Raw genomic sequence first — 7,211 nt, 5'->3', positions numbered from 1 at the left:
GGAAGGAACGGCGCGAGGCGGCGCGCGTCATCGAGGCGCTGTGGGCCGAACGCAACCGGGAACGCGTGGCGGCCCGCCGCCGCCAGCATCGACTCGAAGTGGAGCTCACCATGCTGCGGCGACTCATCGACCGTCTGCCTCGCAAGCCCGTGCACCCGCTCTGCACGGAGCACTGCCAGTTCCCATACCAGCAGCACTCGAACCGCAGCCTCAGGGAGCGCGTCGAGAAGCTCACGCGAGAGCGGAACGCCCTCGCGCGTCACGACGCGGACGATGGCCAGGAGATTCTCCGGCTGCGCCGCCAGCTGGCCAGGCTCATGCGGCCGCCGGCGGCCGCGGCGGCCGTGGCCGTGACCGTGGCCACGGAGGCCGCGCCGCCGCAGCCGGAGCCGGGGAACGGTGAAGGGCCGTGAGCGACGTCGTCCAGCCTCCGCCGGGCCGGCAGACCTACGACCGCCTGCTCATGCACTGTCGCTACAAGCGCGGAATCATCCTGTCGGGAGAGTGGGACAACTGGACCGCGGTGACCGGTGCGGAGGGCTCCGGGAAGTCCACGTTGGCCATCACGGCCGCCGCCTACACGGACCCCACGTTCATCCGGCACTGGCAGGAGCGCATCGCCTACACGGCCGAGGAGTTCACGGCCATCGTGGAGTTCTTGGTCGACCGAAAGAAGCGCGCGATGTCCGTGATTCTGGACGAGGCCATGGAGGCGTGGTTCTCCCAGGAGTGGGCCACGGCCGTGCAGCGCGCCCTGACCAAGCTGTCGGTGCAAATCCGGTACGCGGGACTGGATGTCTACCTGTGCTCGCCGACCCTGAAGATGCTCGGAGCCGGCGCGGTGCGGCGCTGCCGTGATTGGTTCTATTGCGAACTCAAGGGCGGACTCGAACGCGGATTCTGCACGGTCTACCGGGCGGTCGAGAACCCGTTCCAGAAGTTCCGAACCACGTACTTCGCGCCCATGTTCTACCACCGATTCGAACCGTTGCCGCCGTGGCTGTACGAGAAGTATAAAGTGTTCAAGATTAAAGAGGCACGCGAACGACTGGCGGACTACGCGGCCATCGCGCGAGGTGAGCAGCCGGCGCGGAAGGCGAAGCCGCCGACGCCCACGGCGCCCGTGGTGAGCGACGGCGACCGCATCGCCGCGGTCGTGGAGCAGGTCCTCGGTCGGGGCGACCTGCTCAAGCTTCGCAACGAGCGCGGAACGATTTCCGCGGAGGTCCTGGCCGCCTACTTCCCCGACCTGGGTCGCGACCGCAGCCGAGTCGCGGCGCAGGTGCTGCGCGAGCGGCTCAAGACACTGCCTCAGGTGCGGCACGAGGAAGTTGTGAAGGAGCGCAAGGAGGATGGGGCGTGAGTGGGGACGAGTTCGCGGCCCTGGCGGCCGCGAGAACGGACGGGGAACTGGAGACGGCGAGGCAACACCTCCTGGACGCGTACAAGCAGCGCGTCCTCACCGTCTACAGGCAGCGGCGACGGGAGCTGCACCGGAAGTCGAAGGGGAAGCAGGGGACCGAGGAGCAAACTCTCCAATCGGAGACTTTGTCGAGCGCGGAGCCGCCGGAGGCGGAGGAGACGAAGCCGATGCAGGGGGCGCCGGCGTGAGGATGTTCGTGCCCGACACGACCACGGAGGGCGCGCGCCGCGGCTTCGGCTTCTGCGTCGCCTGCGGCGGCTTCGCCCAGGACCACTTCCTGGCCTTCCGCGGCGATGCCCTCGTGGTCGCCTGCCCCGGCAGGCCCTACGGCAGCCACGACCACGGTCCTCGCACGTGTTTCTTCATCGCGAACGAGGCGTTGATGCTGGAGGAGTCGCACGAGTCCGAGCCGGACGAGGACGAGGACGTCGACCCGGACCCGTTCCGGGAGGAGGTCCCATGACCGCGCTCCCGCGCTGCCCGCGCTGCGGCGGACCCGCGATGCACCCGCGGGGCCTGAACGGCGAGCGCGACCCCAGGCTCTGCTGCGCTGAGTGCGGCAGGTGGACGAGCCGCTGCTCACCGGCATGCCGGCCGCGGAAGCAGCCGCGGCTCGAACTGTACGCGGAGGCGAGGACGTGAAAATCGGGGGAGAGGCGACCACGCGGGCCACCTCATCCGGAGGAGGCTGGGGTGGCGGCGGGGCCGCGGGCGGTCAGTTCCGCCGCCTTCAGCATGGCCGCCAGCTCCGACTGCATCTCCTTCGGCTTCTCCTCCATGAGCCGCATGAATACCTGGATGGCGTCGCGGACCGGGCTCTTCATCGGCACCGCGTCCACGCTCCCCGGGAATGCGCCCACAGGCACCATCGGGCGGAGCCGCTCGTCCTGGAAGTCGAGCACATCCACCTTGACCTCTTCGGGCGCCTTGACCCCGGCCGCCTGGAACGCAGTCGCCTTCGCGTCCTCGCTGACCAGGTGGGCGTAGCGCGCCAGCATCTGGCTACCTGGCGCCCAGCCCATCAAGACCTTCACATGCGCCTCGGACGCCCCACCCGCCAGGAGATGCGTGCAGCGGCTGTGGCGCAGCGTGTGCGGATGAACCCGCTTCGCCTTGCCGTCAGAGCCGAGGATGCGGGCGCGGTGGGCGGCCTCCGACACGATGCCCCATCCGCCCGTGCGCGTGATGGCCTTGCCGGTGGCGGCGCTGGGGAAGAGGGGCGCGTCGGGGCTCGGGTCGGGGTGAATCTTCAGCCAGGCCTCCATGATGGGCGCTGTGGAGATGAGGAAGCCCAGGTGTTCCTCGCCTCGCTCCTTCACGACCCAGAAGCGGACCACGAAGTAGCCGGGGGTGCCGTTCTCGGGCGGCTTCCACTTCACGTCGCCCCGCGTGAGCACGCAGCCCTCGGCGACGCGCACGCCACACTCATAGAGGAGAGCGATGAAGGCGCGGTTGCGGGTGGGGCCGGCCGCGTCGATGAGTGTCTTGACCTCGGACACGGTCAGGATTTCGTCTGGTTGCAGTTTCTTCTCCCGTTGCTTGATGCGCGCGCGCTTCGCCAGCGTGTCCATGTCGAACCGCGTGAGGAACATGCGCAGGATGGCGGCGTAGTGCTTCCCGCTGTCCATCGCGCGCAGCTTGGTCATCAGCGACTTGAGCCGGTTCTCCGTGAGTTCGCCGAGCGAACATCCTGCCCAGTTCTCCAGCGCGTTCAGCACCTCCACGTAGTGCGCGCGCGTCCGAGGATTGCGACTGGCCACGGTCTCCATGAAGTCGTCGATGCTCGGCGTCGTCGTCTCCACCCGGACCGGACATGGAGGAGGGGCTACTTGAATGTGTTTAGTGTTCGCAGTAGACAGTTAATAGATTTTGGTCTGGTCATCGAGACGGAGCCGCATCGGGGAGCCCCAGACCAGCACGAGCGCGACCACCACAAGCAGGATGCCGACGACCATGGCGCCGATGAACGGCAGGCTGGCGTCGGGCAGCAGGTACACGCCCAAGCCGCCCAGGAACAGGACCGCGACGCCGAGGCCTCCGAGACGCAGACTGAGCTTCCCCCTGCGTCGAGCCGCCTCCTGCTCTTCGCGCGCCCGGTCCGCCGCCGTGGGCCGCGGCCGTTCCATCGGCCCGAGAACGGACCCCCGGTTATTTGACCTCTCCTGCCTCCCGGGCTCTTTACGCAAACACCAAGTAGACCCCGCGGAATCCACCGTGCGTGGCGTCCAAGCGCGACCTTCTCTCCATGCTGGACCTCGAGACTGACCTGGTCGCGACCCTCGAACTCGCGGCGAGCCTCAAGAACCGGACGAAGGCCGGCGAGCCCTACGAGCCGTTGCGGGGCAAGAGCCTGGCGATGATCTTCGAGAAGGCCTCGACCCGGACGCGCGTCTCCTTCGAGGTCGGAATGACCCAGCTGGGCGGCCACGCCCTGTTCCTTTCTCCCAACGACCTGCAGGTCGGTCGGGGGGAGACCATCGCGGACACCGCGCGGGTCCTGAGCCGGTTCGTGGACGGCATCCTGTACCGCGCCTTCAAGAGCGAAAACGTGCGGGAGCTCGCGCGCCATGCGACCGTGCCCGTGATCAACGGCCTCGACGACAAGGAGCATCCCTGCCAGATCGTCGCGGACCTCATGACGATCCACGAGCAGAGGGGGGAGCTGAAGGGGCTCAAGCTCGCCTACGTGGGCGACGGGAATAACGTGTGCAACAGCCTCCTAATCGGATGCGCAGAGGTGGGCATGCACATGACCGCCGGGGTGCCCAAAGGATACGAGCCGGACCCCGGCCTCTTGGCGGCGGCACGCCGAATCGCCGCGGGCAAGGAAGCCCGCATTGAGGTCGTGCACGACCCGTTCGCGGCCGTGAGGGACGCGGACGTCCTCTACACAGACGTCTGGGTCTCCATGGGCATGGAGAAGGAGCGGGAGGAGCGGGAACGTATCTTCCTCCCGTACCAGGTCAACGCGAAACTCGTTGCCGCGGCGAAGCCGGACGCAATGGTCATGCACTGCCTCCCTGCGCACCGCGGGCTCGAAATCACGGACGACGTCGTGGACGGGAAGCAGAGTATCGTCTTCGACCAGGCGGAGAACCGGCTCCACGCGCAGAAGGCGATCTTGGTACGATTCCTGGGCGGCGAGTAGCCATCGCGCGGGGAAGCCGTAAATAGGGCGTCTCTCTTGCTCGCCCGGATGGCGGCTCCGGTGCCCGCAACGCGGTCCACGGTGACCTTTCATCCGGCGCGAGGCTACTTTCGGCGGGGCATCTCGCGCAAGAATCTCCGGATCCTCGGAATCGCCATCATCGCCCTGGCGTTGGTCGCTGCCCTCCTCTTTCCTGCCCAGGCCGCGACCGCCGTCCAGCTCCCTTGGTATGCCCTTCTGTCCACCCTGCGCATGTTCCTGGCGTTCTTCCTCTCGCTCGCCTTCGCGATCAGCTACGGCTCGGCCGCGGCCTCGAGCCGACGCGCCGGCGAGATTCTGATCCCCATCCTTGACATCCTCCAGTCCGTCCCCATCCTGGGCTTCTTCCCCGTCGTGCTCCTGGTCTTCGTGGACGCGTTCCCCAGCGGCAGCCCCTTCGGGAAGGAGTTCGCGATCATCTTCCTAATTTTCACGAGCATGTCCTGGAACATGGCGTTCGCCGTGTATGAAACGCTCACGACGTTGCCCCACGACCTCGAGGACTCCGCGGCGGTCTTCGGCGTCAAGGGGTGGCTCCGGTTCAGGCGTCTCGCCTTCCCGGCCACGATTCCCAAGCTCGTCTACAACTCCATCCTCTCCTGGACCGTGGGCTGGTTCTACTTGGTCGCGAGCGAGGCGTTCCAGGCCGCGGCGGGAAATGTCACAACGACATACTCCGAGCCCGGAATCGGTTCGTACCTGTACTTCGCGGGCCAAGCCGGCAATCTCACGGCGATTCTCCTCGGGCTCGCCACACTCACGATCGTGGTCCTCATCCTCGACGTGTTCATGTGGAGGCCGTTGAGCGCATGGGCGGAGCGGTTCAAGGTCGAGCTCACGGCGGGCGGCGAGGTCTCGCGCGCACCCGCCCCGTACGAGCGGCTGCGATGGATTCCGCGACTCCCGCGCCTGAGAGCGGCGGCGGCCACCCGCCTCAAGACTTTGGTCCAATCGGTTGAACGGGTCGGGTCGCCTCTGGAGCGCTTCTACACGGAACACCCTCGCGTGTTTCGAACCATCCGCCGCGTGGACGCCGCCATGTTCCTGGTCATCTTCCTCCTCGTGGTCGCGGTAGGCGCCGTGAACGTGGTGGCACTGTTCCACGCAGGACCTCCGGCCGTCGCGAACGCCATCCCCAACGCGGTGATCCATTCCCTCGGACGGCTCGCGCTCGCGTACCTTGTGGCGCTCGCCTGGACGATTCCCACCGCCGCCTGGCTCGTCCACAACGCGAGGGCCTCCAAGTTCCTCACGCCGGTCATCGAGGTGGTTGCCTCCGTGCCGGCGACCGCACTGTTCCCCCTGATCATCGCGTTTGCCATCCTCGCCGCGGGTGCCTTCGGGCTTGCCGCCGAGCTCGCGGCCTTCCTGGTCTCCCTGTTCGCCATGCAATGGTACATCCTGTTCAACGTGATCGCCGGCATGAAGTCCATTCCGGGGGATCTGATGGAGGCCTCGAAAGTCTTCGGGCTCCACGGCTGGGCGTACTGGAGGCGCGTCCTCCTTCCCGCGGTGATTCCGTCCCTGCTCACAGGAAGCATCACGGCCTGGGGTGCGGGTTGGAATGCGCTCATCGTGGCCGAATACATCTCCTATGGAAACCAGACGTTCACGGTGACCGGCGTCGGCGAGTTGATTTCCGCGGCCACGTACGCCCCGCCGTCGCCGGGGGCCTCGGAGCAGCTCGCCCTCGCGATCCTCGCGCTGATCGTCGTCGTCCTTGTCATGAACAAGCTTTTGTGGCGCCCCCTCATCAAGAGGGCATCGCATCGATTCCGGATGGAGATCCAGTGAGCGGGGTTCCGATCCTCCAGGTGGATTCCGTCTCGAAGTCCTACTTCGAGAACGGCAAGGAGTTCAAGGTGCTCGTGGACATCAACTTCGAGGTCCGGGATCGGGACTTCGTGTGCCTCGTGGGCCCCTCCGGCTGCGGGAAGTCCACCCTGCTGCGCGAGATCGTGGGACTTGACAAGCCCACCCAGGGAAGGATCCTCTTCCAGGGGCAGCCGGTCACCGCCGAGAATCCGCGGATCTCCATGGTCTTTCAGTCCTTCGCCCTGTTCCCCTGGCTCACGGTCGCGCAGAACGTGCAGCTGGGGCTCGAGGCGCACAAGGTGCCACTCGAGGAGCAACAGGCCAAGGCGAAGAAATACATCGAAGCGGTCGGCCTCGCGGGATTCGAAAACGCGTACCCTCGAGAGCTGAGCGGCGGGATGAAGCAGCGCGTCGGCTTGGCGCGAGCCCTCGCGATGGACCCCATTCTGCTGTGCATGGACGAGCCGTTTTCGGCCCTGGATGCGCTCACGGCGCAGAACCTCCGCGACGAGATCCTCCAGCTCTGGCAGAACCCCGACCTGCCCCCGTCTGCCATCGTCATGGTGACCCACAGCATCGACGAGGCGGTGCACCTGGCCGACCAAGTCGTCGTCCTGTCGTCCCGGCCCGGCCGCATCGTCAAAATCGAAGAGATCGACCTCCCGCGCCCGCGGAACCGGAAAGAACCCGAATTCTACGGGTGGGTGGACGAGATCTACTCGCTAATCGTATAGGGGGGACCCAAGGTGCCAAATAGTCATGAGAAGAATCAACCGCCGAAGCCTT

At 66.6% G+C, this 7,211-nt stretch carries 10 protein-coding genes; 8 read left to right on the top strand and 2 right to left on the bottom strand.

Annotated features, from left to right (window positions below; genetic code table 11):
* From VEY12_04370 to VEY12_04350, 5 genes are all read left to right on the top strand, one after another.
* Positions 1 to 413: hypothetical protein (locus VEY12_04370; GenBank protein ID HYM39368.1), on the top strand; the 413-nt coding region annotated here is incomplete at its 5' end.
* Positions 410 to 1,363 carry a hypothetical protein gene (locus tag VEY12_04365; GenBank protein HYM39367.1) on the top strand — a complete coding sequence of 318 codons (954 nt, stop codon included), beginning with the start codon at positions 410 to 412 and terminating at the stop codon, positions 1,361 to 1,363. The genes VEY12_04370 and VEY12_04365, both read left to right, overlap by 4 nt.
* Positions 1,360 to 1,611, top strand: a complete 252-nt coding sequence (locus tag VEY12_04360) for a hypothetical protein (GenBank protein ID HYM39366.1) — start codon at positions 1,360 to 1,362, stop codon at positions 1,609 to 1,611. The genes VEY12_04365 and VEY12_04360 overlap by 4 nt, the downstream gene beginning before the upstream one ends.
* Positions 1,612 to 1,619: 8 nt before the next feature.
* The gene (locus VEY12_04355; protein HYM39365.1) at positions 1,620 to 1,886 is read left to right on the top strand and encodes a hypothetical protein; all 267 of its coding nucleotides are present in this window, start codon (positions 1,620 to 1,622) and stop codon (positions 1,884 to 1,886) included.
* Positions 1,883 to 2,065, top strand: coding sequence for a hypothetical protein (locus VEY12_04350; GenBank protein ID HYM39364.1), 183 nt, complete (start codon positions 1,883 to 1,885; stop codon positions 2,063 to 2,065). The genes VEY12_04355 and VEY12_04350 overlap by 4 nt, the downstream gene beginning before the upstream one ends.
* Before the next feature lie 32 nt (positions 2,066 to 2,097).
* On the opposite strand, the gene VEY12_04345 is transcribed toward VEY12_04350, so the two are convergent.
* Positions 2,098 to 3,225, bottom strand: a complete 1,128-nt coding sequence (locus VEY12_04345; GenBank protein ID HYM39363.1) for a tyrosine-type recombinase/integrase — start codon at positions 3,223 to 3,225, stop codon at positions 2,098 to 2,100.
* 57 nt (positions 3,226 to 3,282) lie between these two features.
* Positions 3,283 to 3,549: a hypothetical protein gene (locus VEY12_04340; protein ID HYM39362.1), complete on the bottom strand. Its 267-nt coding sequence runs from the start codon at positions 3,547 to 3,549 to the stop codon at positions 3,283 to 3,285.
* Between the two features lie 92 nt (positions 3,550 to 3,641).
* On the opposite strand from VEY12_04340, the gene argF reads away from it, so the two are divergent.
* The 3 genes from argF to VEY12_04325 are packed head-to-tail and all read left to right on the top strand — an operon-like array spanning position 3,642 to position 7,159.
* Positions 3,642 to 4,571, top strand: a complete 930-nt coding sequence (gene argF, locus VEY12_04335; GenBank protein ID HYM39361.1) for an ornithine carbamoyltransferase — start codon at positions 3,642 to 3,644, stop codon at positions 4,569 to 4,571.
* A gap of 48 nt (positions 4,572 to 4,619) precedes the next feature.
* Positions 4,620 to 6,404 carry an ABC transporter permease subunit gene (locus VEY12_04330; protein ID HYM39360.1) on the top strand — a complete coding sequence of 595 codons (1,785 nt, stop codon included), beginning with the start codon at positions 4,620 to 4,622 and terminating at the stop codon, positions 6,402 to 6,404.
* The gene (locus tag VEY12_04325; GenBank protein HYM39359.1) at positions 6,401 to 7,159 is read left to right on the top strand and encodes an ABC transporter ATP-binding protein; all 759 of its coding nucleotides are present in this window, start codon (positions 6,401 to 6,403) and stop codon (positions 7,157 to 7,159) included. Before VEY12_04330 ends, VEY12_04325 begins: the two co-directional genes overlap by 4 nt.
* Positions 7,160 to 7,211: the final 52 nt, after the last annotated feature.

It is taken from the genome of Thermoplasmata archaeon (genome assembly GCA_035632695.1).
GTDB lineage: Archaea > Thermoplasmatota > Thermoplasmata > RBG-16-68-12 > RBG-16-68-12 > RBG-16-68-12.
The sequence above is the reverse complement of the archived record's forward strand: the minus strand, read 5'-3'. Positions and strand labels throughout refer to the sequence as shown.

Coding starts and splice junctions, on each gene's coding strand:
- VEY12_04330 (HYM39360.1), top strand. CDS start 4,620: ATGGCGGCTCCGGTGCCCGCAACGCGGTCCACGGTGACCTTTCATCCG.
- VEY12_04340 (HYM39362.1), bottom strand. CDS start 3,549: ATGGAACGGCCGCGGCCCACGGCGGCGGACCGGGCGCGCGAAGAGCAG.
- VEY12_04350 (HYM39364.1), top strand. CDS start 1,883: ATGACCGCGCTCCCGCGCTGCCCGCGCTGCGGCGGACCCGCGATGCAC.